Source organism: Vibrio sp. ES.051 (assembly GCF_002563795.1).
GTDB lineage: Bacteria > Pseudomonadota > Gammaproteobacteria > Enterobacterales > Vibrionaceae > Vibrio.
The window spans coordinates 807,137-832,822 of record NZ_PDJL01000004.1 but is presented as its reverse complement, the minus strand read 5'-3'; the positions used below and the strand labels follow the sequence as shown (position 1 = coordinate 832,822).

The 25,686-nt window shown below is 46.5% G+C and carries 32 protein-coding genes; 4 read left to right on the top strand and 28 right to left on the bottom strand.

What is annotated here, in order from left to right:
* Positions 1-32: 32 nt before the first annotated feature.
* Positions 33-914, bottom strand: a complete 882-nt coding sequence (gene motY, locus ATG66_RS10310; protein ID WP_098415211.1) for a flagellar protein MotY — start codon at positions 912-914, stop codon at positions 33-35.
* A 261-nt stretch (positions 915-1,175) separates the two neighbouring features.
* On the opposite strand from motY, the gene rnt reads away from it, so the two are divergent.
* The gene (rnt, locus tag ATG66_RS10305; protein ID WP_098415210.1) at positions 1,176-1,820 is read left to right on the top strand and encodes a ribonuclease T; all 645 of its coding nucleotides are present in this window, start codon (positions 1,176-1,178) and stop codon (positions 1,818-1,820) included.
* Positions 1,821-1,848: 28 nt separating this feature from the next.
* Complete coding sequence (locus ATG66_RS10300; protein WP_098415209.1) at positions 1,849-3,174, top strand: Na+/H+ antiporter family protein; 1,326 nt, start codon at positions 1,849-1,851, stop codon at positions 3,172-3,174.
* Between the two features lie 120 nt (positions 3,175-3,294).
* Here the strand turns inward: ATG66_RS10300 and ATG66_RS10295 are convergent, their stop codons facing one another.
* The 27 genes from ATG66_RS10295 to ATG66_RS10170 form a co-directional block, all read right to left on the bottom strand.
* The gene (locus ATG66_RS10295; RefSeq protein ID WP_098415208.1) at positions 3,295-3,924 is read right to left on the bottom strand and encodes a DsbA family protein; all 630 of its coding nucleotides are present in this window, start codon (positions 3,922-3,924) and stop codon (positions 3,295-3,297) included.
* Positions 3,925-4,698: 774 nt separating this feature from the next.
* Complete coding sequence (locus ATG66_RS10290) at positions 4,699-5,130, bottom strand: hypothetical protein (protein ID WP_143699683.1); 432 nt, start codon at positions 5,128-5,130, stop codon at positions 4,699-4,701.
* Between the two features lie 215 nt (positions 5,131-5,345).
* Entirely contained in the window at positions 5,346-5,543 is a 198-nt protein-coding gene (locus ATG66_RS10285) for a hypothetical protein (RefSeq protein WP_098415206.1), read from the bottom strand.
* On the bottom strand, positions 5,543-7,135 hold the full coding sequence (locus ATG66_RS10280) for a hypothetical protein (protein WP_098415205.1): 1,593 nt from the start codon (positions 7,133-7,135) through the stop codon (positions 5,543-5,545). The genes ATG66_RS10285 and ATG66_RS10280 overlap by 1 nt, the downstream gene beginning before the upstream one ends.
* A complete protein-coding gene (locus tag ATG66_RS10275; RefSeq protein WP_098415204.1) occupies positions 7,132-7,605 on the bottom strand; it encodes a baseplate complex protein in 474 nt (157 codons plus the stop codon). Before ATG66_RS10275 ends, ATG66_RS10280 begins: the two co-directional genes overlap by 4 nt.
* A complete protein-coding gene (locus ATG66_RS10270; RefSeq protein WP_098415203.1) occupies positions 7,599-8,486 on the bottom strand; it encodes a hypothetical protein in 888 nt (295 codons plus the stop codon). Before ATG66_RS10270 ends, ATG66_RS10275 begins: the two co-directional genes overlap by 7 nt.
* Complete coding sequence (locus ATG66_RS10265; RefSeq protein WP_098415202.1) at positions 8,486-8,941, bottom strand: hypothetical protein; 456 nt, start codon at positions 8,939-8,941, stop codon at positions 8,486-8,488. The genes ATG66_RS10270 and ATG66_RS10265 overlap by 1 nt, the downstream gene beginning before the upstream one ends.
* Positions 8,941-10,677, bottom strand: coding sequence for a phage tail protein (locus tag ATG66_RS10260; RefSeq protein ID WP_098415201.1), 1,737 nt, complete (start codon positions 10,675-10,677; stop codon positions 8,941-8,943). The genes ATG66_RS10265 and ATG66_RS10260 overlap by 1 nt, the downstream gene beginning before the upstream one ends.
* A 6-nt stretch (positions 10,678-10,683) precedes the next feature.
* Complete coding sequence (locus tag ATG66_RS10255) at positions 10,684-11,280, bottom strand: phage tail protein (protein ID WP_098415200.1); 597 nt, start codon at positions 11,278-11,280, stop codon at positions 10,684-10,686.
* Positions 11,281-11,286: 6 nt separating this feature from the next.
* Positions 11,287-12,477 (bottom strand): baseplate J/gp47 family protein, encoded by a 1,191-nt coding sequence (locus tag ATG66_RS10250; protein WP_098415199.1) that lies wholly within the window; start codon positions 12,475-12,477, stop codon positions 11,287-11,289.
* Positions 12,474-12,839: a DUF2590 family protein gene (locus ATG66_RS10245; RefSeq protein ID WP_098415198.1), complete on the bottom strand. Its 366-nt coding sequence runs from the start codon at positions 12,837-12,839 to the stop codon at positions 12,474-12,476. Before ATG66_RS10245 ends, ATG66_RS10250 begins: the two co-directional genes overlap by 4 nt.
* Positions 12,820-14,640, bottom strand: a complete 1,821-nt coding sequence (locus ATG66_RS10240; RefSeq protein WP_098415197.1) for a phage tail tape measure protein — start codon at positions 14,638-14,640, stop codon at positions 12,820-12,822. Before ATG66_RS10240 ends, ATG66_RS10245 begins: the two co-directional genes overlap by 20 nt.
* Positions 14,641-14,655: 15 nt before the next feature.
* Positions 14,656-14,790 carry a DUF6890 family protein gene (locus ATG66_RS21195; protein WP_373560843.1) on the bottom strand — a complete coding sequence of 45 codons (135 nt, stop codon included), beginning with the start codon at positions 14,788-14,790 and terminating at the stop codon, positions 14,656-14,658.
* A 50-nt stretch (positions 14,791-14,840) separates the two neighbouring features.
* Entirely contained in the window at positions 14,841-15,122 is a 282-nt protein-coding gene (locus ATG66_RS10235; RefSeq protein ID WP_098415196.1) for a putative phage tail assembly chaperone, read from the bottom strand.
* On the bottom strand, positions 15,115-15,441 hold the full coding sequence (gene lysC, locus ATG66_RS10230) for an Rz1-like lysis system protein LysC (RefSeq protein WP_257145733.1): 327 nt from the start codon (positions 15,439-15,441) through the stop codon (positions 15,115-15,117). Before lysC ends, ATG66_RS10235 begins: the two co-directional genes overlap by 8 nt.
* On the bottom strand, positions 15,341-15,634 hold the full coding sequence (locus tag ATG66_RS10225) for a hypothetical protein (RefSeq protein WP_143699682.1): 294 nt from the start codon (positions 15,632-15,634) through the stop codon (positions 15,341-15,343). The genes lysC and ATG66_RS10225 overlap by 101 nt, the downstream gene beginning before the upstream one ends.
* Positions 15,635-15,683: 49 nt before the next feature.
* Positions 15,684-16,265, bottom strand: a complete 582-nt coding sequence (locus ATG66_RS10220; RefSeq protein WP_098415193.1) for a lysozyme — start codon at positions 16,263-16,265, stop codon at positions 15,684-15,686.
* Entirely contained in the window at positions 16,252-16,461 is a 210-nt protein-coding gene (locus tag ATG66_RS10215; RefSeq protein ID WP_098415192.1) for an HP1 family phage holin, read from the bottom strand. The genes ATG66_RS10220 and ATG66_RS10215 overlap by 14 nt, the downstream gene beginning before the upstream one ends.
* Before the next feature lie 4 nt (positions 16,462-16,465).
* Positions 16,466-16,672: a TraR/DksA C4-type zinc finger protein gene (locus tag ATG66_RS10210; RefSeq protein ID WP_098415191.1), complete on the bottom strand. Its 207-nt coding sequence runs from the start codon at positions 16,670-16,672 to the stop codon at positions 16,466-16,468.
* A gap of 21 nt (positions 16,673-16,693) precedes the next feature.
* Positions 16,694-17,146, bottom strand: a complete 453-nt coding sequence (locus ATG66_RS10205) for a phage protein (RefSeq protein WP_098415190.1) — start codon at positions 17,144-17,146, stop codon at positions 16,694-16,696.
* Positions 17,147-17,149: 3 nt separating this feature from the next.
* The gene (locus tag ATG66_RS10200) at positions 17,150-18,283 is read right to left on the bottom strand and encodes a DUF2586 domain-containing protein (RefSeq protein WP_098415189.1); all 1,134 of its coding nucleotides are present in this window, start codon (positions 18,281-18,283) and stop codon (positions 17,150-17,152) included.
* A gap of 2 nt (positions 18,284-18,285) precedes the next feature.
* Positions 18,286-18,945: a phage virion morphogenesis protein gene (locus ATG66_RS10195; protein ID WP_098415188.1), complete on the bottom strand. Its 660-nt coding sequence runs from the start codon at positions 18,943-18,945 to the stop codon at positions 18,286-18,288.
* A complete protein-coding gene (locus tag ATG66_RS10190) occupies positions 18,938-19,426 on the bottom strand; it encodes a phage tail protein (protein WP_098415187.1) in 489 nt (162 codons plus the stop codon). The genes ATG66_RS10195 and ATG66_RS10190 overlap by 8 nt, the downstream gene beginning before the upstream one ends.
* Complete coding sequence (locus ATG66_RS10185; protein ID WP_098415186.1) at positions 19,423-19,887, bottom strand: head completion/stabilization protein; 465 nt, start codon at positions 19,885-19,887, stop codon at positions 19,423-19,425. Before ATG66_RS10185 ends, ATG66_RS10190 begins: the two co-directional genes overlap by 4 nt.
* Before the next feature lie 109 nt (positions 19,888-19,996).
* Positions 19,997-20,713: a phage terminase small subunit gene (gpM, locus tag ATG66_RS10180; protein ID WP_098415185.1), complete on the bottom strand. Its 717-nt coding sequence runs from the start codon at positions 20,711-20,713 to the stop codon at positions 19,997-19,999.
* 12 nt (positions 20,714-20,725) lie between these two features.
* Entirely contained in the window at positions 20,726-21,739 is a 1,014-nt protein-coding gene (locus tag ATG66_RS10175; RefSeq protein ID WP_098415184.1) for a phage major capsid protein, P2 family, read from the bottom strand.
* A 13-nt stretch (positions 21,740-21,752) separates the two neighbouring features.
* Positions 21,753-22,646 (bottom strand): GPO family capsid scaffolding protein, encoded by an 894-nt coding sequence (locus ATG66_RS10170; protein WP_098415183.1) that lies wholly within the window; start codon positions 22,644-22,646, stop codon positions 21,753-21,755.
* 175 nt (positions 22,647-22,821) lie between these two features.
* Here ATG66_RS10170 and ATG66_RS10165 point away from each other — a divergent pair, with 175 nt between their 5' ends.
* Together ATG66_RS10165 and ATG66_RS10160 are read left to right on the top strand one after the other, a co-directional pair.
* Entirely contained in the window at positions 22,822-24,603 is a 1,782-nt protein-coding gene (locus ATG66_RS10165; protein WP_098415182.1) for a terminase large subunit domain-containing protein, read from the top strand.
* On the top strand, positions 24,600-25,640 hold the full coding sequence (locus ATG66_RS10160) for a phage portal protein (RefSeq protein WP_098415181.1): 1,041 nt from the start codon (positions 24,600-24,602) through the stop codon (positions 25,638-25,640). The genes ATG66_RS10165 and ATG66_RS10160 overlap by 4 nt, the downstream gene beginning before the upstream one ends.
* The last annotated feature ends 46 nt before the right edge of the window (positions 25,641-25,686 follow it).

The window sequence follows — 25,686 nt, the reverse complement described above, 5'->3', positions numbered from 1 at the left end:
GGAGCTTCTAAAGCTTCGGCGTTTTATATGCATCACACTTGGGTTCGCCCTAGCGATATCACGACTCGGCGGTTTTTGTCTTTTCCTATTGGCGAACCGTTGTCCGCTATAGGTCGACGTTTGCCGTAACCTTGCACCTGAATTCTATCTTCCGGCAGACCGAGAGACTCAAAGTAATCACGGAGTGATTCTGCGCGTCTCTCAGATAAACTTTGACTCGCACTTTTACCATCTGTTGAATCGGTGTAAGTCGCCACCAGCACGAGATCGATATCTTGATTGTATCGGATATAATCTGCAATTTGTGACAAACGCTTTTTGGATGCTTTGGTTAACTGATCACCTTGTCTTTCGTAATGCAAAATCGTAAAGGCAATATCTTCAAAGCTGTATTTCAATAAGTTGGAAATACAGTCACTGAACGCGTTGTACTTACTTTGAAACAACACGGATGACAACGCGACTTCGATTCTCTGATCTCGACTCTGCCAGTCTTGGTAACTAAAGGTCGGATAGCGTCCTTTTTCCAACTCAGACAAAATGCCCCATGCAGTTTGTCCACCCACATAGCCATCAAACTGTTTAAAAAACTTTAGGTTCGTAATTCGGTCGGCATGTTCACCAGGTCGCCAAGGGGGCGGCATAGAAATAAGGCTGACGTTACGCGTTTCTCCCATCGGGCGACGCATTTTTAACTCAAAATCTAAGTTGATCTTTTTGCTCGCACGTGATGAAAACACCGCATCTCCAAAACTAGGAATGGGGTGAACAAGTTGGCATTCTAACGGCGTGTTGACCACCATTTCCCATTGAGATTGCTGTGGAGTCGCAACGTAACGTTTGCCCATCACAGCGAAACTGTTGGCGCTAAACAACGAAAGTACAACGCCACTGGTTATCAGCCATTTCTTCATCTAAGTACTATCTCTTAAGCGGCAGCCTGCTGCCGTTACTTTGCATCAATTAAACTACATCAAACAGCATGCAAAAACCCCGCCATGAAGTAGCGAAATGTTAACGTGATACAAAATCCTGAATGTTGACTCTTTATGTAATGAGTCATCCACATTCATTAATTAGATGAAAATAGAATTCCGCTTTTCTCCTAAATTGCGGTTTTTCTCATCGGTAGAATCTGCAATAATGCAGCACTCGTCACACAAAAATAAGCCGACATGACAATAGAAAATGAAGCTCTGACCCTGAAAAAACGTTTTCGCGGTTATTTCCCAGTGGTCGTCGACGTTGAGACCGCTGGTTTCAATGCTCAAACTGATGCACTTTTAGAAATCTGTGCCGTCACCCTTCGCATGGATGAAGATGGTATTTTGCATCCTGCCTCTACGATTCATTTTCATGTCGAACCATTTGAGGGTGCGAACCTAGAAAAAGAGGCGCTAGAGTTTAACGGTATACGTGACCCATTTAGCCCTCTGCGTGGCGCAATATCTGAACAAGAAGCGTTAAAAGAAATCTACAAACTGATTCGTAAAGAACAAAAAACCGCAGATTGTTCGCGCGCAATCATGGTTGCGCACAATGCAGCATTCGATTTAAGTTTTGTGAATGCCGCCAATGAGCGCTGCAAGCTCAAAAGAGTCCCTTTTCATCCATTTGCTACTTTTGACACGGCGACATTGAGTGGCCTTGCTTATGGTCAGACTGTTCTCGCTAAAGCATGCAAAACGGCAGGGATGGAATTCGATAGCCGTGAAGCACATTCGGCTCTTTACGACACAGAAAAAACTGCAGAGCTATTCTGTGGCATCGTCAACAAATGGAAGGCCCTCGGCGGTTGGCCGCTTGTCGACGAAGAATAATAAATAAACACAACATATTAGGAAAAGTATGAACCCTGTCGTTATATCTGTATGCGTCATGCTCGTGTTAGCATTGATGCGCGTAAACGTGGTGGTCGCCCTCACGTTTAGTGCCATTGTTGGTGGTTTTGTATCCGGCATGAGCCTTGGGGATACCGTGGCGGCCTTTGAAAGTGGCCTTGGTGGCGGTGCAACCATTGCACTTAGCTACGCCATGCTTGGTACGTTTGCGGTTGCCATTTCTAAATCGGGCATCACTGACCTGTTGGCAAAAAGTGTTATCAAACGCTTGAATGGCAAAGAAAACACAGCCTCGACGACTGGTCTGAAGTACGCTGTATTAGTTGCTTTAGTTCTGGTCACTATGTCTTCGCAGAATGTGATCCCTGTCCATATCGCTTTTATTCCAATTTTGATCCCCCCCCTTTTAGGCGTATTCGCGAAGCTTAAACTAGACCGTCGTTTGGTTGCTTGTGTTCTGACTTTCGGCCTCATTACTCCGTACATGCTCCTACCTATAGGTTTTGGGGGGATTTTCTTAAACAACATCCTACTCAAAAACCTACGTGATAATGGTTTAGAGAATATTGTTGCTGGTCAAGTGCCAACTGCCATGCTATTGCCAGGTGCCGGTATGTTGTTTGGTCTTTTATTTGCGGCTTTTGTTAGCTACCGTAAACCCCGCATTTATGAGGAAACGGAGTTAACCGTCATCCACGAAACTGAACACACTATCAACAAGCAGCACATCCTAGTGGCGGCTTTAGGTATTGTAGCGGCTTTAAGCGTTCAGCTTTACACAGGCTCTATGATCATTGGGGCGCTAGCGGGCTTTATGGTGTTTACTTTTGGTGGCGTGATTGCGTGGAAAGAGACGCACGACGTGTTCACTAAAGGTGTCCACATGATGGCGATGATTGGCTTTATTATGATCGCAGCTGCGGGTTTTGCTGCCGTAATGAAACAGACTGGTGGTGTAGAGACGCTGGTTCAATCGCTCTCAACCAGCATCGGTGACAACAAGCCACTGGCGGCTCTGTTGATGCTAATTGTTGGGCTACTAGTGACAATGGGGATCGGTTCTTCTTTCTCTACCATCCCTATTCTTGCAACTATCTATGTGCCACTCGCACTTGCATTTGGTTTCTCACCAATGGCGACGATCGCGCTAATTGGTACAGCCGCGGCATTGGGTGATGCTGGTTCACCTGCCTCTGACTCAACATTAGGTCCGACTTCAGGCCTAAACGCAGATGGGCAGCACGAGCACATCTGGGAAACGGTAGTACCGACTTTTATCCACTACAACATCCCACTAATCATCTTTGGTTGGATCGCGGCAATGGTGCTTTAGTTACCGTCAGACCTTCATAACTAAAAAACCGCTCTGTTGAGCGGTTTTTTAGTTATCCGGACGTTTGCTACCTTACCTCATTACATGAAGTAACTGCTATCCTCGCTCACAAGTAAAAAGTTATTGCGCTGGCATATTGTCAATAATACGCTCACGAATTGACTTGAGCGTCGATTCTGTTGACAAGTAATCCACCTCGATGGGGAAATACGCGTCGTTAATTTGAAGAACCAAGCTAGGGTAAGAATCCACACCTAAGCTCTTTGCAAGACTCAATTGATCTTCGAACACACCTTCTAAGAAAGAGCCGTCCATGTCATTCTTGAACTGCTGAACATTCAAACCAATTTCTTTAGCTAGCTGCAAGTGAGTCGCTTCTTCATGAGGTGGCATGGCACGTAAGTAATACGCATGCTGGAGCGCTTCTAGCATCTGCTCATAAGAGTCTTGAAATCCCGCTGCGATCACCGCACGACAAGATTGGTAAGTGCTTCTTACTGGCGTGCAAAGCTTCCAGAAATCGTAGTTAAACTTAGTACCTAATTGACTCTCAATCTTTTTCCAAACCCTTTCAAGCTTTTGTTGCATCTCTGGTGGCATTGGTAAGTTGGTATCTGGTGCAAGCCCACCCACTACATACTCGAACTGAATCACGCCGGGCAGTTGCTGTTTCAATTTATCGAGTGTTGGTTTGTAACCCCAACACCAGCTGCACATTGGGTCATGTACGTAATAAAGCTTTATATCCACTTAAAATTTCAAACCTTTAAATTCAATTACTTATCACAAAAAACTTTAAATAGTGGCGATGAAATGGCGACGTATTTTATTTTTTGTTTGCTTTGCTGTTCCCTAAAAGTCTAGGTTTAATCTGGTAAAGGGTCAGGTCTTACTCACTCAATCTCCACAAAACTGAGATTTTCTCCACCTGCTGTTTACCCTATACCAACCTTTGAGCTCAATTATACTGTCTATAAAATTGAAAAACTGCTTTATATTAAAAATTCGTTCCTAAGCCAGTCATTGCAAGGCTTCACATACCATAGGAGAGATCATTAAAAATACGGACAAGATCTCCCAAATCGTGACAAAAAACAAGGAAAGCATTTAATTTCAATAAGTTAAAGTTAAGGATGGGATCTTTAATGATCGTTTATTTTTCAATTCTCTGCAAAAAACTGCAATGATTGAAATTCTACATAACGCAATTTAAGCCCTTTTCAGCGGCTTTTTGCATCACTCAAAATCCTTACAGCAAAAGGCTTTATCGCGTGTCCTACGCCTTTCCTAACCCCGTAGATTTTCACCAAATCAAAATTGCAAAAAAACTGTTCGAAAAACTGCGCAGGCGGGTGAGGAGAGTGCGAATTTTGTCACTCGATCTTTATGTTACGTGGCTCTGTGGTCGCTGCTTGTTCTTTAGTTGCGTCATTGATGTTTCACTTTGATTTAATACAGAAAAAAACGCAGCCATTTGGCTGCGTTGATGGTGAGAAAACGATATGCAGGTATTAATAAAGGACTTTAACCTGGCTTTGATCTGTAGCCGGTCACATAAATCCAGACCACCACTATTAACGAGAATACAGTGACGTTTGAAAATACGATGAAATAAAAAGTATTGAATATATTAGTATTTGCCAACATATCATCGGGCAAGCTGAAGTAGTAACCGATACTTCCTAGAACAACGATCAAGCCAGCTCCCAAAAAAGATTCAAAAAGTCTTAGCAACCATAAGTGCGAGTATTTCTGCAATTTCCTAAAATTATCCCAGCCCCAATTTCCCCAAAAAACACCAACTACCAAGTTTGCGGTTTCCAAGGTCGTAAGCCAGAAAAAATCAACACTTCCAAACTCTTTAATTCTAAAGTGACTTAACCACAGCATAAAAAAACCCATGATTAAATGCACAATAATGTATATGTAAGGTGGCATATCTTTGATATTTAACATAGTTCCGAAACAAAGAAGCATAACGCTTCGTCTACAGCCGATCGCCGTGTTCAATTCTTATATACTGCCGCCTTTTATTTATCACTTCAATTTATAATCAGCATGTTAGTGACAATATTGAGAGATAAAACGCCTTGGTAAATATCACTTCTAGGTGAGTTAAATTCGAATAATTTATAAACGACTATCGATAACACTACTATATGTACGCGTGATTATTGTATCGGCCAACTTCCGGCAGAACTGCCGCTTTCGATAGTAGCTTTAGCGTTGGCTTTTATCTCATCAACGACAGCATTGGCGATAGCGGTGGCAAGTTCATCTGATTTGGCGTGAGCTCCAGATGTTACAAACCCTTGTGATTGTAGCTCTGACAAGATTCTATTTTTTAATGAAGATTTACTAAGTGCCATTATTTTCCTGCCTTGACGGTGCTAGATAAATCAGAATGCGGCAAACCAGTGAATGCACAGATGCAATCGCCCTGCACGACGCCTTTGCCGCCGTTCATGGTTATTAGGTCCGCGGTGAAGCGCATATTCTTAGCACTAGCCTGCCAGTCTTTCTCTATGGTTTCTAATCGTTGGCCCATCACCTTGAGTTTTTCGTCTTGAGCAATAACAGTGTTTCTCAGCCGACCGATCACCGTGACCAAATCACCGGCGGTCGCCGTTTGTATGTTACCTAAACTACCTAGCACAATATCATCACCGGCAATTAGGTTAATCGCGCCGAGTGCTTCAATAAGCTTTTTGCCGACCACCTCTTCAATGCTGTGCTCATCAACCATAATATGGTGTTGACCAAATTCACCACGATAGCGTTCTGCTTGGTCTAGCTTTTCGAACGCTCTTTGCTTTTGTGTTTGGTCGGTTTGCTGGGTGGTATTTCCTGCTGCATCAATGCGGTTGCTTACCTCTTCACGTTGCTGTTGCAGTTGTTCCCCTGGCTCTATCGAAGGCAGTGAATATTCACGACCATACACACCGCGAATAATTGGCTTATCATTTCGGCCATAAGCAAAAGCAATCTCAACCAACGTCCCTTCTAATGGATAAGCAACCAATCCAGATTCATGCCCGCTCATGTGAACAGGTAATGGAATTGAACGATAAACCGGTACATTACTGTCTGGCTGTAAATCCTCATCGAGGATTTGAACGTCTACCGACAACCTTGGACGAAAAGGGTCCGCCAGTTGTCCTGCGGTAGCGGTATCTCTCAGCGCTTCCACCCGCCCAAATTTTGGCAAATGGAAACCTGCCGCCAACTCAGGAAAATGCTGTAGTGTTTCACGCTTTTTAGGTGGCACCTCTGATTGTTCCGTTTTCCAATAAGCGGTCATTTCGTCTTGAATCAAATCAATGCGATTGACGCGCTTATCGTTCATCACTCTGCCCGGCCTAAGCATTGGAAACGGCACAAAGGTGACACTGTTACCACTTTGGCGACTAGTAAACTCTTCAGGCAATGGCATCGGTTTGTTGTTGAAATGACTATCTTGATATGAACCGAAGTAAACCACCTGATCAGTATGTTGGAACCAAACACTATCAGGAATAGAAAACGCCTTGGCGACTTGCTCTAAACATTGATAGCCCGTTCCTTGGCAAACAAAGTTTGGAATCGTGGTTTTGATGTATTCGGAATCAGGTAGATTGAACTCAAGCCCTGTTAAATCTGAAAGAACGCCGATCACCTGCTCTGCGGTTGGGTGCTCTAGGCTAACCGCCCAACGTTTGGACAAAATGCCAGCCAGTTCTTTAACCGTAATCTTATGATAGCCATTTGCTGCAGGTTGAACCTTGTCGATATAGCCCTCAAACCACGAGGCGGTTTTGTTCTCATACCCAATATCAAAACGTACAGACTCAAACTGCTCTGGTTGCTCTTTAGCTTCAATTTCGAAGATAGCGACACCACCCAGTGATAGCTTTAGGCTCACCATGTTACTGACCAGTTTTACTTCTTCGCCACTGATGAACAAGCGTTTCTCTAACTTCATTTCGTCGCTTCCTCTGCCGTGGTCAATGCCTGTTTAAGTCGAGTATTTTCTCGTTGCTCAGGCTTACTTTGCTGTTTGGCTCTTTGCTCTCGCTGCTCTGCTACGCTGTTGTGCTCTCGCAACTCAAAAGAAACATTCCAAGCTTGCAGCGTTTCATGTTCACGTGCATTTATCCGACCTGTGAATTTCACATTACGAATTTTCAGTGCTCGCGCAATGTCATTACCAATTCGATAGACTCGCCTTGTATTGGTTTCGTCTTTGTCCGAAGCAAGCGAATACAACTGGGTGAGCGTTTCTACACGTGTGAAAGGAACACGGCCACTAAAGGTCAGTTTCTTACCTTTATCGCCTTGCTCTGCCATATCGGTACCCGATGATTGACCGCTCATGTCTTGGTCTTTTAACTCCATCGACATTTCAACTTTCATCGAGTCTAAGTTAACCGCCACACCATCGAGAGCTAACATAGCAACTCCTCAAAAAAGGTCATGGGTTCATGGCTAATCAATAGACTCGCCACGGTGAATTGATGATTGTTTGGCGCACCTGCTTGGCTAATCTGCGTTGCGATACTTTCAGCATTACCAGTAACAGAGAAAGCGTAAACACTGCCTTTTAGGTTTTTAAGTGCATTTATCTGGGCTTTGACATCACCCAACCTAGTAGCTCTCTTTGCTGCCAGTGCCTGCAACTTCCCGATCACATGGTTTGCGTCATCAGCTAACGATTCGAGCATGGCAATTTGCGCACCCTGCCAATGCAAAGCTTCATGCAATGGATTGACATTAAGTTTTGCCATCGGTTTAAAGCGTGGCTGAACGATTGCAGCAGGTTGGTGAAGCTTATCTTTTTCATTGGTAGTCAGTGACTGAGTCAGTCTGCTTACCTGACACCAATCAGGCAGCGGGAACACAGAAACAAGCTCAACCAATTGGTTAGCGAACTGGGTTAACTGCGACGCGGTCAACATGACGGCAACACAATAAAGATGTCCATTAGGACGATATTGGTCAGCGTGATCACGAAGCTTACTCGACAGTACTTTTATTGCCGCTTGGGGGTTGAGATAACATCCAGAGTCTAATTTGGTACCGACTTGAAACTGATAGGGTGTGGCAGAAAGCACGGTGCCAGTAACGAGCAAGGATTCAAGTTCCGCGCGCAAACCTAGCAAGGCCTCAGCTTCCGTACCTAAAGCATGACGCCCGTAATTGGCGTCACTTTCAAGGCTCATCAACCGGCTAACAGCCTCATTCGTCGTGGTACTGATTTTATCGGTGACCGATTGCGCGCGGCTTTGAATATCCTGCGAACGACTTGGCCAACTTAATGGCGATAATTGCCACATTAAATACTTGCCTCACTGGTCGCCGTAATGTCTATTGGCCTTTTCGGTCTTGTATCGGTTGTTACAACGCCATCTTTGACATAGTCACGTAATGCTCTTCGATAAGTTCGCCAATCTGCCTCGGTCAACGTAGCGCGAGCATCTGAATCTTCATGAAATCGGATTTGCATATCGATGAAATCCATCTCTTGTGCGACCCATAAGTTTTCGGATTCGGCGAACATGGCGGCGGCTTCTTCTGGCGTGATAACAGGTTCCACATAATCTGAAATCTCGCCAAGTTCGCCGTTAATTGCGCGTTGAAAAGCCTCTTCTCCATGCTTTTCAGTATCAGAAGATGACATTGCGAATGGAAGCCAGTCCGTACCTAATTCACCCAAACACTGAACTTCGCACTCAATCACAGTTTTATCAGGTGATGCGTATTTTAAGTTTCTTGCTGCTGTTATTCTCATTACAAAACCCTCTGGAATAGTCCTGTTTGCACGTTAGCCATCGCATATACATACCCACGAAACGCCCATGTACCTGCTACAGATGCTCCTTTGTAATTTCCGTATAAGGAAGACCCGTAACGAGCATGATCTCCGCTATTCGAAGAAACCACGTACAGCGTAGTATGACGGTTTACATAGCCCTGACGGTAGTAAGTTGACCCCACCCAAGCTATAAGATATGCCCCTACAGGAAACTGGGTATTTTTGTTCGCAGTACCTGAGTAAACGGTCCCAGATACCGCATCACCAACATTGACCTTGTTATTCAGTGCGGTTTGTAACCCTGATACGCTAGAAATCGCCTGTGTTCCGGTATGATTAGCACGGTTTTTTAAATGCGCATCCGATTGGTTCTTGGTTGCGCCAACGGCGATACCATTAAGCTTAGATTTATCGCTTGCGGTCATTACGCCAGCTTTGCTTGTGGTGGCGGCGGGTAAAGTCGCATTACTTCCCGTCGAGCTTGTGACGGTTTGCGTGTTGGCGTTGCCCGTAGCCCCTAAGTTAGTGGCGACATTGACCTGCGCCCCTGCTTGAATGCCATTGAGTTTAGATTTATCACCTGCAGTCATTACGCCAGCTTTACTTGTGGTGGCGGCGGGTAAAGTCGCATTACTTCCCGTCGAGCTTGTGACGGTTTGCGTGTTGGCGTTGCCCGTTGCCCCTAAGTTAGTAGCGACATTGACCTGCGCCTCGGCCTCAATACCATCGAGCTTTTTCTTGTCCGCCGCGCTCATCCACCCTGCGACGCTTTGCGTGGCGCTGTTAATGTTCTTATTGATGTAGGATGCAACGGCTTGGAACACGCGCTTAGCACTCCACAAACTGCGTAGCTCACTCTCGCCCGCTTCCGCTTGTTGCTGAGTAATAACCTCCCATACTCGCCAGTCGCTCACTGCGCCCGATGTATCTATGCCAGCCAACCTAGCGATATAATGCTTGTGACCATACTCATCAATGTAATCGTTCAATTCACTTTCTGAGCTGCGAACAGTGGCCGTATTTTCCCAGCGAGATAGCGCACTGCCGTGACGCACAACATCCAAATACAACCCACAAGGTTTGGCACTCACAACCACCTGCGTTTGCGGCAAGGCCACACGCAACCCAGAGACATAAACCACCCCAGAATTCACGGTGTAAGTATTTGGCTCTGCTTGCTTGACCACAGAACAACCAGTGATAAATGCCGTGTTCCCATAGTGATCGCGATTTGCCAAATGTAAGTCATCATCCATTCCCGTTAGCCGAGCATGAAAATCAATTTGCCACGTTGCTGGGTCTATATGGATATTCGCGATGGCGGCAGCACCGCTATACTCTTGTGCCACCGATTTAGTGGCGGTCATGTTAGCTTCCTTCGTTTCAGTGCTTTTATGCACAATTAAACCGCAGGAATTCGCCACATGTTTGTCATGCAAGTAAATAGCATTAAAGGTAAAGCTAGCGGTAGTCGCTAAGAGGATCACAGAGTACACCAACGTGTTACTGTTCAAACGGGCGACTTGGTCCACTGACTGACGATGCACAACATAAGCTTCATCAGGTAAACCTTGAGTACGGGCTATCGGTATCTCTGGGTCTAGATCTGGAATGTAAGCGAACACGAACTCATTCATATTCGGCGCACCGCCTGCCGTGATTTTATCCAGTAGATACCGCTCAAACTCTGAAGGGATAATGGTTTGGGTCATTAAATTTTACTCCTGTAGTTTTGCGCTAAACAGCTGTTGGCTATGGCTAAACTGAGCCGTCCGTAAGTGCAACTCAATGGGATACCACACCTCGAAACGGTAACGGCGGCAGGATCTTCCATATTGTTCAATCAAGGTCTGGGCTAACTTACTGCTTTTGGATATGTCACCATCGGTAAGTTCGATAGTGCATACATCCCAATTCATCGCATCTTCACGTTCTTTAAACGCAACGATACCAATGCCTAACCGTTCAAAAATCCGTTTGAAGCCTGCGACACTACCGGCATCCTTGGCATTTAATGCTGCGAATTTCACTCGCTTACGAAACAGTGACAGCGGCTCACCTTCAAAGCGGGTAATGTCTCTATCCCAAGCCATTAGCTCCAAGGTGTTTTCGCTGCATGTCAGCGCATCCATTTGGCGAAGCGGAAACAACAGCCAACCCCGAACCATTTGAAAAAAGGCAAATACTCCTTTTGATAAAAAGTGCGGCTCTTTGATTTCTTCCGATGTAGTGCTGCCGTCTTGCCACCAAGGGATAACTATTTCTGGTAACTCTGGTGCGTGTTGTTTTGGGTTGTCGCTTTGATATTCAAACATGGCTTGTTACCTCACCGTCAGCGATTTCAAGCGAGGCTGCTCTAGGTCACTGATGATGTCTTCTTGTATCTTTCCGCCTACGGTGAACCTTACCGATTCAACCTCCGCCATATGGGTGTGGATCTCACTGCCAAGCAAGGACAAACTAAAGCGGCTCCGTGGCTTCGCACGCGTCATTTCTGGATACGCCGCCGTTTCACGAAAGGCAGCTCTGATCCGGTCTTCCGCTTCCAGCAGTTCATTTACTGTGGTTTGTGCGTCAAGGTTCGCTGCTAACACCACATCCGCAATCACATCATATTCAATGTCAGGAATGGCTTTGCACGTCAGCACATCGCCATGGCCGTGGTGCCCTTGAGCCATAATGTGTTCATTTAACTGGTCAAGAACGGGCTGTGGCGTTGCCCCTACTTCCATCAAAATCAAAGCTTCAGCACTGCCGGGAATAACATCCCCTGTATTTCTGAAGTAAATGTTATCGCTGCGAATGCCAGCAACGCTGGCAATGATAGAACGATAAACATCATCGATGTGCCATTCACCCGAACTGGTGAACGCGTTCTGTATACGCAAGGCTAACTCTTCATTGCTCTCGGCATTCGCACCAAGTTTGGTTATCCAGTCTGGTTCATTGACCGCACCAACAATGCCTGGGATTTCTTCAGGAATAATATTGAAATAACCAGCAGGTAAATTAAAAGCTGCTCCTGGTTCAAATGCTTCAACCAACACCTTGCCCGTTGGCTGCTCTACCTCAATCACGCTTTCAGTCAATACGCGAACCTTATACACCACACCATTAATAGGTAGGGTTTGGATCACGGCGCCACCATCAACGGTGACCGCATCGGCTGTATTTGCTTTAGTGAGCGTGATGTAACCTTGTGTTCTCTGTGCGTCTTTCGGCTCGATATTATGTTCCCAAGCTTTTAACTCCAACCCCCAACGCTGCGCCGTCGCCACAAACATGTTGGGCATAATATACTGAGCCAATAACGTTCTGATTAACCACACACAAGGGCTTACTACCGCCGCACGAACCCATCGCCAAAACGGCGACATTTCAGAGTCGTTAGAGACCTTACTGCCAGCTCCCACCACTTTTTGTTTTAACTCAACTTCCAGTGCCTCTTCGGTAACCGGTACACCCGATTCACTTAAGATCTCGATAAAGTCAGCGCTTGGTCGTTTATTCATACTTCGTTCTCTTCCAAAGAAAGCGCAAAATCACCATACTCATAAGTGATTGCGGTTAATGTTATTACCCCTACTTCTGGCTCCGCCGCTGTCGCGCTGCCCGGAATGATTCGCACATCGAGTTCCGATAACTGCTCAATCTGTACTAATACATCAGCACGTAAGGCAGGGTTTCGCTCTGCAACTAACTGACGGACCAAACCCGATTCCATAATTGAATGTTTGATGTCTTGCGCAATGCTGTATAAATCACTGCACTCGGTTGGTTGTTGCCCTGCGTCCATCTCCCAACCGCCGTCGTTCACTCTTATATCGATGTATTTTTTGTTTTCTGATAAATGGCTATCCGGCATTGAGCTCATCCCACTCCGCTAGTTGGTCTGGTGTCATTCCACTTGGTGCCGTGATGTAAACGTCACCGTAAGAAGTCATATTGCTACCTTGTGGTTTATGGGTAGTCGTGACGTTTTGAACCATGCTAGGCGGTAGCGTAGGCATCGCTCCCGACTGTTTGTATTCTGCTATGCTGCCACTATTAACCGTTGGCGTTTCTGCTGCGTCGAACGCCATTGGCTGAATGGGTTTAGGGCCGCTTTGCTCTGCTTGAACCGCTGCCCTGATCTCTGGTGTATCAACCTTGCTACCCAGTTCAATATCTACACCGGGGATCATGTTCAGTAGGTCAACAATGCCCTCAATCGCTCCGGCAATAACATCAAACCAAGCTGTATCTTTGAATGCTGCGGTTAAGTCGTCCCACCAATAGATTGCAGCGGCCACACCACCAATAAGCAGTGCAATACCAGCCACTACCCACGTGATTGGGTTCGCCCATAAAGCGGCATTAAATAGCCAAGCGGCGGCGGTGCTTGCAATTGTGGTAATGCGTAGCAGTTTCATTATGCTGTTCAAGCCTGTCATGGTAACGGCCCAACCTGCTGACATCATTTGCCCGATACCCATAGCAAGCGAAAGCGTTGCGACCACCCCGCCAAGGGACAAACCAGCAATAGCCACATAACCCAGAATTTCAGCCAGCCAAGGAAATTCGTCTGTCCAACCCACGACAACCATCAATCCGTCAGCCATTGAACCAACAACCGCATTGATAGACGGAAGAATGGCACCGAATACCGCTGCACGAACAGCAAACCAAACTGACTGTAGGCGCTCCCATTGGTCGGTCATTGCGCGCGCCATTTCTTCGGCTTTTGACATACCTTGAACTTGACCGAGTTGCTCAATGCTTCCTGCAAGTCCGTCGGTGTCCGTCATTAATTGTTTGATTAACGCTGTCGCTTGCTTACTTCCAAAAGCCTTATCTAGCTGTGCTGATTCCGCGACACTAAGTGTGTCACCAAACTGAGCTTTGATTTTTTCTAGGATGTCTATCATTGGCAGCATTTTTCCTTGGCTATCAGTAAAACTGAGCCCCAACTCATCCTGAGCTTTTGCTACCCCTGAAAGGAATGCGCGATATTTTGTGCCCGCTTCACTGCCACTCATGGTGGCTTGCAAGGTACCTAATATCGCCATTTGTTCATTCATGGCAATGCCAGCCGAAGTGGCGTCAGCACCAACACTTGAAAAGGCACTGCTCATCTCTGAACCAGTTGTTTTAAACATTTGCACCGCGCTAGCCGTTTGGCCAGCGACAACCTCGACCCAATCACCTTTTCCCATCTCTGTAGCTTGGGTTTTAAATATCCCGTACATGGTGCCCATGTAACTGGTGATTGTGGATGTATCGGCTTTCGTTGCTGCTGCTAATACACCGGACGCTTTGGTGAATTGAGACAGTTCATCACCATTTAAGCCCGCAATAGCAGACTGAATATCATAAGACGCATTAACAAAATCAGTGGCTGATTTACCGTATTCAGCGGCGAAATCTAAGGAGGTCGCTTGTAACTGTTTTAATGCGTCATCAGTCACTCCAAGCGATTTAACCTCTCCGAGCTTTCTGTCCATTTCAATGGCTGGCATCAACGCATTTTGAATAGCAAAACCAGCAGCAACCAAACCCGCGCCACCTGTCGCCATGTTCTGCATGCCTTGCTTGCCTGCTTCCATGGAAGATTGCACTTGTTTGGTAATGCCTTGCAGTGGTTTAGTCACTTGGTCGACCAAGGCCACATGCATTAATAGCTTTTCCATACTCATTGCGTAATGCTTACCTTAGTTATTGAACAATCGGCTGATTGCGCTCATGACGGCTCGCTCGTTGCGTTCGAACTGGTACTTATCCAGCCAGATAGCACGGCTTAAACTGTGTTCGTCGTCCGGTTCGTTTGGCAGAAAATGACGACGCAGGGCAAAGGCTTGTTCAAGTGGGTTATCTTCAATCCGCTTTGCCCTGTCAGTTATTTTTTTAGTGAGATTTCAATGCCACCTTTAGAGGCATTACTCACGGTTGCATACAACTCGATGGTTAGGCCGGGAACGCTATCAAGCAACTCGATCAGCGCGTCTTTCTGCTCGGGTTTTACCGTGCGAGTCAAATACGTGTATGCAGGAGCCACTTTGTTGTTTGGCATCATGTCATTGGTGTAGTTGTTCGCATCTTGCACCGATGGTGTGAATTCGAACTCATTGCCACCGATAGTCACTTCTACAGGTTTTGATGTGAAAGCAGGTTTAGTCATTTTCATCTCTCTTCGTCTTTGTGTGCTTAGCTTCGTGCTTGGCACGCCATTGCAAATAATCTTCGGCTTGCTGAGCGCATTGACTCAGGGCCGCTTTTAATTGGGGGACATCTTCACTGGCCGTTATTAACGGACTAGTGCCTTTTATTTCTGGTTTATGGCAAGGAACTATCAGCCCCGCAGGTGGTAGCTTCACTACAACTTGAGTCGTCACTAACTCAGTACGGCTGGCGCAACCTGTCAGTAACATCACTAGGCCAAGGCTTTTGATAACACTCATCATCAGCAAGTTGATGTCGAAGCGTTTCAATATCCTCATTGAGCTGTTCCCCTATCATGCTGTGTTGTCGGGCTCGTTCGACCAATATCTGATTCGAGTCGTGGTTCTCTTCGGTCAAGGTTTCAATGGTTACCTGATTCACTTGGTTGGTTGATAAGGCCGTATCTAAACGCGCACTTAGTGCGACTTGTTCAGCTTTACTCGCTTTTAGCATCAACCACATCGATGTCATGACACCCCCTATCACGGCTATAAATAACCACTTAACCCATGGAACATGCTTAAATGGAGAGGCAGCGATCATGTTCTTTTTCCCTGCGGTCAATTAAACCTTTCAGCTTCACTCCACCGCCATAAACCCACCTTGGCAACTCATGACAGGCTTTCGTAAAGTTGCCCTGTTTGATGTAGCGATAAATCTGAGTTTCACTGCCATCACGGTTACGCATGAACCGAGTACAACCCGTGTTGAAACTGAAAGAGGTGAACGCATCAAACTGACCTTGTGACATCCGTTTTTCTGCGTCAGCCTCGGCGCGGCTAATACACTGCTCAGCTTGTTGTAAATTCTTCACCCAGTCAGTTGCGATCTGCTCTAACGACACCACTTGGTCTTTCACGTCATGAGTGTTACCAATGCCATTGGTTGCCAGTCCGGCAGGACAGGTATAAGGGTCTTGTCTACAACCCTCTGCATTACCAATGATTTCCAAACCTATTGGACTGGTTCTTAGCTGGCCGACTTGCTCACCCGCAATCATCACATTGCCAATCGATAGCTCTGAGCTACTTAATGTGACTCCGCCGGTCACCAGACCGATGACTGCAGCGACGGAACAAAGAATGCGTTTAGTCAATTTCATTCAGTGCCACTCCTTTTTCGCTTGCGATACGTTGCATTGCTCGTTTGTGCCAATAATTCAAACCCAATGCTGCTAGGCCGATGACCAGTGATAAAATGAAATACCACTGTTCAAATGTCAGTTTGCTGAAAGTCATACCTGCCAATGACATTAGATAAGCAATTCCACTGGTTATTTTGTCGTACCAGTCTCTCATTCGGTTACTCCCGTTCTGCCTGGCAAGTTGCACAGTAACGACACCCTGCTATAACCAGCCGACGCGCTTCTGGGATTTCATCGCCACACTCGTAGCACTCTTGCGCACTTTCTTGTTGGCGGCTCTGCACTGACCGTTTAAGTTGGTCTGCAATCGCCATTTCGGTGAATTTGGCTTCGTTATTACTGGCATGGTCGATAAAATCCGGCATTCTTTCTCTCTCTGAAAAGGCTTAAATGAGACCGCGTGTGTCGTCTGTACTTAGGTATGAAACACCATTGATGCGAACAAAGTGTGGGCTCGTCACAAAACCTTTCAGCTTGCGCTTGGTTTTATCACTGCTGTTAGGGTCAATGCTTAGCAAGTCTGAAATTTGCAGCTTTACGCCGAACAATTCGACTTTGTCTTCATCGTCCCCAGTATTGGCATAGAACATACAATCGTGAGGTTTGATGCCACGCCAACTGCCTGCTTCACGTGCTTTTTGCTGCAACTTGCGGAAGTTGTTCAAATCCAACTCATATTCCACTTCGCAACCGACCGCGCCATGAGTAAAGCCTGTTGGGATACCTTTCTCTTTATCGACGGCAGATTCATCACTAATGGTTGCTGTGGCCGATTCAACGTGAACCAGAACACCCAACATGTTGACGTCGAAGCTTCGACCTGTATAACGAGAATGCATTGATTACTCTCCTAGACGTTGGTTAAGCATGATGCCGATTGTGATTTTCACTGGGCATTCATAAGGCGTAACAGCAAGGAGAATTTCCACTTCTTCACTGTTAATCCAAGTAATGGTGATGTCTTCATCTTGCGGCGGCTTAATTTCACCAGGGAACTCGTAATCACCTATTTTTTTCACTATCGCCATTTCGCGCAGGTCTTGCGTAAAGTAGAGTTTGGCCGCGGCGATACTGCCCGGTGTTGAGTTCAGTTCACGGTCCGCAATTCGGGCAATGGCACGCACGCGCACTTTACGCGCCGCTTTCATGGCTACACGGATATGGCGAATGTCTTGGAAATCCCCACCCGGCACATCTAAGGTGCGACCCGTAGTCCAATATTGACCTGGATAATCTGGGTACCACATCGGCACCGCCATTCGCGCCGCTTCCAAGGCTTTTAACGTAGCCAAGTCCAACGGCTTGCTTTCCTTATCGCTCGCCAACGCCATGCTGCCCAGTACACTGCCGGTTTTGACTCGCGCCGGTGAATCCGCAATTGACACTTCCTGATTGGCCAAGCGACCAGCGTAAATCCCAACGGTCGAGTTATCTTTATGTACTTGAGGCACAACGGTGATGTATTCACTCGCAAGATTGGTAGGGACGGCTACGGTTGCCGCTAGCCACTCGGCCCATGTCTCGCCTGCAACCGATTCATCATTGATGCCGGGCAGCGTGCAAATCATGAATACTTCACGCCCTAGTTTGGCTTTAAGCTCATGACGAAACGCGATCGCGTCTTCAAGTACGGTTTTGCCTGTGTCTGGCTTATCGAGCACAACAGCTTCAAAACTTGAGGTTTCATTGGCTTTAAATACCGCGGCTTGCCAACTGTCTGCTGGGTCTAAAACAATCACACCTGCAGTCCAGTTCTGTTTGCCGTTTCGTTGAGCAGCTTTAAGCGTTCGGATGTGTATAGGGTCGATGTTATCGAATGTGCTATCGGCGAAATCCGTGGTGTTGTCCACCATAATGAGGCTGCGTTCGGCTCCCGCGACGGTGCCGTACACGACAAACAGAAAGTGAAATTCAACGCCCGGAATCGGTCCGCGCATCATGTTCAGTATGTTAATAATGACGGTAGGCCATGCCATGTTTAGTTGCTCCTGTTTCGATTCAATTCCCGCTTAATAATCATCGCCACTCGTTTGGGGCTCACTCCTATTAATCGGCGTTCTGGGCGGTCTACTTCCCACTTGCGTGATGGAGTTTTGTTTTCCAAATCACTAATTAGTTTTGCGACTTCGGCTACGGTCATATTCTGAGTAATGAATTTGAGCGTTGGCTTTTTGCCTCTCTTCTGTCTGCCTTGAGGCGTAAACCTGTACCCTAAATCGCGTAACTCTTTCGCTTGTTCTCTCGTTGCCGGATCGGTTTTCTTTGGTTCTTTCTTTTTCTTTGCCTGAACAAAACGTGCTTTTAAGCTACTTTCTTCGTTTTCACCTGAATGATGCTTTGCAGCAACGTAACCAGAGAATCCGGGCCAACCGATATACACTGTTCGGTGATTGTCTCGCTGAAAGTATTTAATTTTCCTAGCGAGTCCCTTGAACATCTTCGTGCGGCCACGTTTGCGTTTCTTCCAACGATGACCTTCTGGGTCTTGTTGATTACGCATGTTTTGCTGCGTATGCTTTTTTGTGTACCGTCCTATCTGCGCTAAAATTCGTTTGCGGCTCTTTTTATCGAGCATTACCAACTCAAGTTGTTCTTTCACTCGCAGGTAACTGCGCTTATCGGCTCGTATTTCAAACATTACGGATAGTGATATTTGATAGTCTCTGCGCCTGCCAAATCTCGTATTCTTCGATTTTCCAGCGACGACTATTCCAGTAAATCGGCCCCTCTGGGTGTTCGATGACTTTTACTGGCTCTTCAAACATGACTGAAATAAGCACTTCGGCGTTTTTCTCATCTTCTAGAACGATATCCACATCAGGGTCGGCGAGCTCTTCAATACGGAAACGATCAACGTCGTTATCCATTAGCCAAGCACCAACATTCGCGAACAACACTGCAGGGTCATACTCTTTGAAAGGGAACTTATCGAAGTAAAAATCAGCAACGTAACGCTGGTAGATCAGGTCAAAACCGTGGCCCATGTGCTTGGTTTCTAACTTCAATTCAACCTTGCCCATTTCACATTCCATACGTTTAGCAATCTTGTCGCCTACAACTGCGGTTAAGAATGCGCTTAGATCACGCAGCTTGTAGCCTGCTTGGTATTGCGTTTTCATAGCAGATCCACCGATGAGCGGTTTAGCCCTTTCATATTTCGAATAATGCGCTGGCTTTCTGAAAGCAGCTCCGTTCGCACTTCTGCACTTCTGTCTGCCATGTGATCACCTTTGTCCTTGGTATGCACGGTTGCAATGTCGGGTAACAAGTCGGCTTTGGCTCTGGCGAACACGGCAGATTCGTACTGGTACACCACTCGGTTTTTGCCATTCATTATCGGGAAAGCAGGAACATCGCCAGCAGCCGCATGCCTCTCTTCTTGATACTTGATTTTTAAATCTTCAAGTTGCTGATTTACTTCCGAGACAGCATTAACTAGAGCAATTGCAATCCGATCGGTATCTTGAGCGGCAGGAATACCGCGGCGCTTTTCGAAATCACCTGCATTGATGTTCGGCCAGAAACCATCATTGGTAATCTCTGTCACCTGATAGTTCGAGCCGGAAGCGCCTGTAAACATTGCCATTCCTCATGAAAATAAGTGAGCCTCTAACCACTGGGTCGATAGGTCACGATGAACTAAAAGCTCTCGCACCCTCGCCAGCCGAGGCTCGGCGGCGTAGGAGTCTTTAAAGGTTCGTGCCTTCTTGAATGGCACGAATACGTTGTTCAATTTTCTTGATTTGGGTGCCCACGCCCACTTTGCTGTGCTTATCGTGGGCGTGATGAAGCAGAGCCAATGCCTGTTTCAGTGTTTCCAAATTACCGACCGCTGTCGCTTGCGGTTGACCTTCTTCATTTCGGATCAGGGATAACCCCGCAAACTTGTACCACTTGGCGTGAACCTTCTCGTGTAAGCGCCAGTCTTTCTCGACCTTCTCAAAAACTTGGGAGAAATAAGGTTCAATCGAGTTACCCCGTTCCGATTCGCTTTCTGCCCATGCCAATACCTCATCAGCACAGAATGTCGGCCAATCACGACGAAAATTCTCTGGTGTTGGCAAGTCACGTTCGATGGCCTTCATGCACCAATCAATGGCGGTATCCAGCTCTTTAATATCGAATAGCCAGATCACCAAGTTGGTAAAGATGGGGTTTTCGAACTGTTCACCACTTTCTAAGTAACGCTGAACGTACGGCTTGTATTTCGGGACTAAGACATTGCGCTTATGCTCGACACGGTCAGCTATCGCATTGAAAGAGCGTAAATGCTTGCGGTCTTCTTCGAAGTCAATCAGCTTAATGTGCAGGCTGTCGGTGTCAGCCACAGACCCTACGCCAACGCTTTGCCGCTCTTTTACTGCTTTCTTTGCAAGGTTGTCTCTCATGCCAGGAGATAAGCGCATCGTCATTTACCCTTATGCCGCCGGTGTCGCACCGAAGTGTACTTTCGCTTCATTGAAGCTTGCGTAACCTTCATGATCACCCACGGCATAACCTTCGTTGCGTAGGTATGAGTTTTCATGTTGCTTGCGGTCTTCTACATGCTCCGACTTACGGTGACGCGTGTTGCGCTGCGTATAGATATGCAGGTTTTTCAGCGTAGTCACTGTCATTCGCATACCAGGGAAGAACGGTGGCGACATGGCACGACGACCAGCAATAGAGTTTGGCAATTGTTGCGCTGCTTTCTTCTCTGTTGGTGTTTTTGCCGCGTCGTACAAACGAGCCTGTTCGAATGAAAGAAGATCAGCCCCCACCAACACAATCAAGTTTGGGTCGTTTCGCAACGCCGGATGAATCTTGGTATTGATTAAATCAGACGCCATCGAGTCTAAGTTGGTGTAATCACCACCACCTTCAGGGTCTAGGTAAATATCCACATCAATGATTTGCTCTGGCGACTTTTCTTTTACTAGCTGCTGCCAGCCCTTGTTGATGTCTTCACCGTTTGGACTGGTAGCAGGGTTGGTTGTTTCTGCTACCGACGTACCATTAAAACCAACACGGATCATGTCTTGCGCAAAGTTCAACGTTGCATTTTCGTTTAGGCGCTTCATGAATTCGCCAGGCTTACCAGAGTTAGCCCAAACACTCAGCAAATCCCATGTTGCTACGGCGCAAGAGTCGGTTTCGACTAGCGTGTAAGTATTGCCATCGACCTTTGAGTTGGTCGTATGGCGGCCACCTTTTTTACGGCCTGTATGTAGCTTATTGGTGCCAACATCCACAACCTGACCAGAAACTTGGTCTACATCTTCAACCGTGATCAGCTTGAGGAAATCAACAGACTCCATCAGCTTGTTTTTTAGCGCCGTTTCAATCGGGCCTGAAATAGCGAATTGCTTACTTACATCAGGACGAGAAAACACTTCACACTGCTTTGCACAGTATTGCTCTAGCAATGCACGAGCGGTTTGAGTTAATTGCATTTACTATTGCTCCTTATACAAAATTGCTAATGTCTTCCGCCGCACCTTCTCCGCCCGGCTCTTGTCCCGGCACTTCTTGCGACAGGGCGTTAAACTTAGTCTCAAGGGCAGACACTTTCTCTAAAAGTGGGTTAAGCTTTTCTTCCAGCGTTGCAGAGAACTGCTCGACGGTAGTGCCTTCCGGCTTAACTTCCGGTTTTGGCTCTGGCTCGGGCTCTTGCTTACTGAACTCTTGCTTGAGTTCATCTTTCAGCTCGGTTTTTAAATCATCTTTAAGCACACCAAATTGCTCTTTTAGTGCGGCTTTTAATTGCGCTTCGGTCACTTCCGTTTCCTCGGGTTCTGGCTGTTCAGTTGGTATTTCTGGCAGTTCCCCACCAGATTGGAAATAGCTTGCGATGGTCGCTAATGCTTGTGCTAACGGATTGACAGAATAGAACTCGCTAAGATCGATTAACTCCAATGAATCGGTTTCAATCTCTTGAGTTTCACCCGCTTGGCGAGAAAACTTGAGGCGAGTCGTGCCCGTTGAGGCTGGGGAGTCAGTCACAGCTAGGCCAATCAGGTAAGCTCGCCCTGTTCCTTGGAAATCTGGGTGCATCTCGATAGAGGTATAGAGCTTCTGACCTTTTTTGTTAGCGGAGAGTAAGAGCTCATTTGGCGTAATTTTGGCCAGCAATCGCAGTTTGCCTGCACGTTTTTCAGCTTTAACTTGCGGCACTTCACCCCAGTTATTACCTTCGAACACGTTCCAGTGAGAGCGAAAGTGTTCAGGCCAAATTAATGCGCCATAAAGTGCAGGCGAATATGACTCACCCATCTCTTTAATCTGTGCCGCGCTAATCTGGCGACCGTCTACGGTAGCGCCTTCGGTTGCAACAATATTCCAATCACTGGTTTTGCTCATGTTTGTCGTTTGCCTAGTTAATTACGTCAAATACATCTTGGTCACGGCAAACAATACGCCTTTGACTGACTGCTTTCAGCCACTTCAATTCCTAGAAATTCGGATACAGCCCATATCCGAATTCATCCGAATTTTACTTAGTCATTTGCGAGTTTTCGGAGCGTATGATGCGCTTATGGCATATTCAGATGAAATCAAAGAGGCCGCGAAAAAGCTTTATTTACGCGGGGTACCTCCAAAGGAAATTGCGGCGCAACTTAACCTCAATAGCGACCGCATTATTTATACCTGGGCGGAGAAATTCGGCTGGGCTTTGTTGTTGAACGAACTGTCCGTTGAGGAAATGGTTAACCGCCGTTTGGCCGTGTTAATTGATAAAGATGAGAAAAGCGATCAGCAGCTGAAAGAGATGGATAAGCTTATAGACCATCACGTTAAGTTGCTAAAAGCTCATGCTGATGCAAAAGCCAAAGCGGAACGTATGCTCTCGCAAGGCAGCTCGAAGGAGAACCGCGCCGAATCATCCAATCAAAGTCGTGGTGGTCATGGCAGCAGTAAGAAAAAAGGCAAAGGCAAAAACAGCATTGAGCACCTTTGTGAAGATGACTTTATCGGTTGGCATGAGTCACTGTTCGAATATCAGCATGTCATGCGTAACAACATCAAACAGCGTATTCGCAACATCCTAAAATCACGCCAGATTGGCGCAACTTACTATTTCAGTGGCGAAGCGTTAGAAGATGCCATCCTAACGGGCGATAACCAAATATTCCTTTCAGCTTCTCGCGCTCAAGCCGAGGTTTTCCGTAGCTACATTATTGCGATTGGTAAAGAATTCTTGGGTATCGAGTTAACCGGCAACCCAATCATTCTTTCTAACGGTGCCGAACTGCGCTTTTTATCAACCAACAGTAAAACCGCCCAGAGTTACCACGGCCATGTTTATGTCGATGAATATTTCTGGATACCTAAGTTTGATGAGCTGAACAAACTTGCCTCAGCAATGGCTACACATAAAAAGTGGCGTAAAACCTACTTTTCTACCCCGTCTTCCAAAATGCATCAGGCTTACCCTTTTTGGACGGGCGACTCATGGCGCAAGGGCAAAGAGTCTCGGGAGAAAATTGAATTCCCAACCTTTGCAGAATATCGCGACGGTGGTCGACTCTGTGATGATAAACAGTGGCGTTATGTTGTCACCATTGAAGACGCTGCGAAGGGAGGTTGCGATCTATTCGACATTGACGAACTGCGCGAAGAATACAGCGAAGATGACTTCAACAACCTATTTATGTGTGTGTTTGTTGATGGCTCGCTTTCTGTTTTCAAGTTCTCTGACCTTGAAAAAAGCATGGTGGACGCGGCCCATTGGCAAGACTTTAAACCAAAGAACAAACAACCTTTTGCTCATCGAGAAGTGTGGCTAGGTTACGACCCAAGCCGAACCCGAGACAATGCCTGCTTGGTGGTTGTCGCGCCACCTGCCGTCGCGGGTGAACGGTTCCGTGTATTAGAAAAACACTACTGGAAAGGGCTTAACTTCCAGTACCACGTTTCAGAAATAGACAAAGTGTTTCAGCGTTACAAAGTCACTTACATCGGCGTCGATACCACCGGCATTGGTGGCGGCGTTTGGGACTTAATATCGAAGAAATACCCGCGTGAAGCTCACGCCATCCATTACAGCAACGAAAACAAAAACCGTCTAGTGATGAAGATGATCGACATCGTAGAAGCAAAACGACTTCAATTTGATGCTGAACACAAAGACATTGCGATGGCGTTTATGGCGATTAAGCGAGTACCAACCGCCAGTGGTAACGCCATGACATTCAAAGCAGAACGCAGCCAAACGACAGGCCACGCCGATGCATTCTGGGCTATTTCTCACGCCATCATTAACGAACCGCTAGATCATTCCAATCCAACAAAATCAACGTGGGCCACTGCAGCATGACCGAACAAACAGAAACTCTAGTCAAACAAGAAGAACAAGCATCCGAGTCGGTCTATCACATCGACTCTGCACCAGAGGCCATCGACGCCAATAGCTGGATGACGTCTTACTCAGATTTGTTTTACAACGATTTCGATAACTACTGGGAACCGCCCATTTCGCGCCAAGGCTTATCAGAGACCTCACGCGCGAATGCTTACCACTGTTCATTGCTTCGAGCTCGGGCTAACTATGTCGCTGCTCGATTTGTCGGGGGCGGAGGACTAACACACCGACAAGTGCAGTTTTTTGGTAATAATTACTTTACCTTTGGTGATGCCGCTTTCTTGAAAATAAGAAATGGATTTGGCCTCCCAATAAGACTTCACCCGTTGCCTTCTATGCACTTGCGCCGCCGAAAGAACGGCGACTTCGTCATACTTGGACGCGACAATAAACAACGTGTCTACAAACAGAAAGACGTTATTTTCTTGCCTCAAGATGATTTGCAACAGCAAATCTATGGCTTACCAGATTATTTGGGCAGCTTGCAAAGCAGTTTACTCAACAGAGACGCGACCTTGTTTCGTCGCCGCTACTACAAGAACGGCGCGCACATGGGTTTTATTTTTTACGCTACAGACCCAAACCTAAGTGATGATGACGAGAAGATGCTGAAAGATAAAATCGCGAGCTCAAAAGGCGTGGGCAATTTCCGCAGTATGTTTGTCAATATTCCCGGTGGGCATGAAAAAGGCATCCAGTTGATACCTGTAGGTGACATTGCGACAAAAGACGAATTTGAACGCATCAAGAACATTACCGCTCAAGACATTCTTGTAGGACATCGGTTCCCTGCAGGTAAAGGCGGCATGATGCCCCAACCTGGTTCAAGCTTCGGTGATCCAGAAAAAGTGGGTAAAGAGTATGCGAAAGACGAGACCATTCCTGTCTGTAAATTGATTATGGATGAGGTGAACAACGACCATGAAATCAAAAACATGAAACACTTATATTTAAAATTTGATACTGACACTGATACGGAAACAAGCACGTAAAACTGTACAAAAACACAGCCCTTTAACGTATCATTACATGGTCAGT